The organism is Budvicia aquatica DSM 5075 = ATCC 35567, assembly GCF_000427805.1.
Classification (GTDB): Bacteria; Pseudomonadota; Gammaproteobacteria; order Enterobacterales; family Enterobacteriaceae; genus Budvicia; species Budvicia aquatica.
Window position 1 is genome coordinate 1 of sequence record NZ_ATYS01000126.1, and the last position, 1,237, is coordinate 1,237.

The following is a 1,237-nucleotide window of genomic DNA, read 5'->3' on the forward strand; positions in this document are numbered from 1 at the left end:
TCTACAACGGAGAAATCTACCTGAGCGGCCGTTTCTTTATAAAGCATGGTAATGGTACTACGCGGTAGTTTTGTCGCCCGAGAAACATCCGCAATTTTCAGTTTACGCTCACCCATCATTCGACTTAAGTAACAACGGACCATCTCTAGTACCTATCATTCTGATTGTCATATAACTGTAGTTTATACTTAAATAATGTCATTTTAAATGACATATAGAGGTGATTTATACTTAAATAATGTTATTTAAAATAATATTTAATCATATTATCTTTAAAAATACATTCTAAATAGGCATCACTAATGATCTTGATATCTTCCTATAAATTAAACAGTTGGGGGGCACTTTTACCCACTGGCACCTGAGGTTTAATTTTGACTACAGTCAGAATTACGTTCTCCGTCGGCATTGGATTGAGAGGCTAGCGTAGCCATGTAAGCCGAGCTAAACATCAGTTCATCAAACGTCTTGATGTACCGTTCTCCATTTTTGTTACGGCAATAAATCCCGTCTTTGGCAAAGTGAACTAACGATTGATAGCGCGGATAGTCAATCCCTAAGCGCTACACCAGGACGCTGAAATCATAGATGCGAGGTTCCCCTCTGTTTTCTTATCATCCCCTGGGTGGTCATAGGCGTTTTTATTGAGCAGTAGTAAGACGTGGTAATGCTTCTTACCCTTTCGAGTAAACTCCCGAAACCCACACATAGCGCAATGTACAAGGGTGAACACGCTTACCGGCTTTCTTTTTACGCTCCTGGTCTGCTTTTAAATGCTCGTCTAAGGATTCCATACAACGAGTAATACAAAGGGGATCTATCTTAGCGATACCGTCATCATCATCAGGTAATCGCAGATCGATTCTAATTGCGAGGGTTCTAGGGTGACTCTCATTGGCTTTCTTGATGGTTTCATGGGTTCGTCGTAAATACGGAATATTCGAACGACCAGTATTTTTCTCATTATTCGGGGATCTTATCAGCTTTCAGTTATATTGATTGGAAGGTGAGTGATGTTTTCCGATATTCAATCTATTATTTAATGAGTGTCACGATGGTTGACAAGATGGCACTCACTTACAAAGAAAATCAGCTCTATATCATTGATATGAATTAACTATCATATCTTTTTTATGGAGCTTTATATGACCCGTTTAGCCTCACGTTTTGGTTCAGTAAACCTTATTCGCCGTGACCGACCATTAACCAACGATGAATTAGCCCGCCATGTTCCCAG

3 protein-coding genes and 1 pseudogene are annotated in these 1,237 nt (G+C 39.7%); 1 reads left to right on the forward strand and 3 read right to left on the reverse strand.

Features of this window, described 5'->3' with window-relative positions; genetic code table 11:
• The 3 genes from YWE_RS28280 to YWE_RS32125 all read right to left on the reverse strand — a co-directional run.
• On the reverse strand, positions 1 to 143 hold a 143-nt coding region (locus YWE_RS28280), incomplete at its 3' end, for a helix-turn-helix domain-containing protein (protein WP_036016784.1).
• Positions 144 to 556: 413 nt separating this feature from the next.
• Entirely contained in the window at positions 557 to 709 is a 153-nt protein-coding gene (locus YWE_RS32120) for a YagK/YfjJ domain-containing protein (RefSeq protein WP_084167155.1), read from the reverse strand.
• A complete protein-coding gene (locus YWE_RS32125) occupies positions 675 to 983 on the reverse strand; it encodes a YagK/YfjJ domain-containing protein (protein WP_084167156.1) in 309 nt (102 codons plus the stop codon). The genes YWE_RS32120 and YWE_RS32125 overlap by 35 nt, the downstream gene beginning before the upstream one ends.
• Positions 984 to 1,145: 162 nt before the next feature.
• On the opposite strand from YWE_RS32125, the pseudogene YWE_RS31575 reads away from it, so the two are divergent.
• Positions 1,146 to 1,237: pseudogene (locus YWE_RS31575) on the forward strand (DUF932 domain-containing protein); the annotation flags it as partial.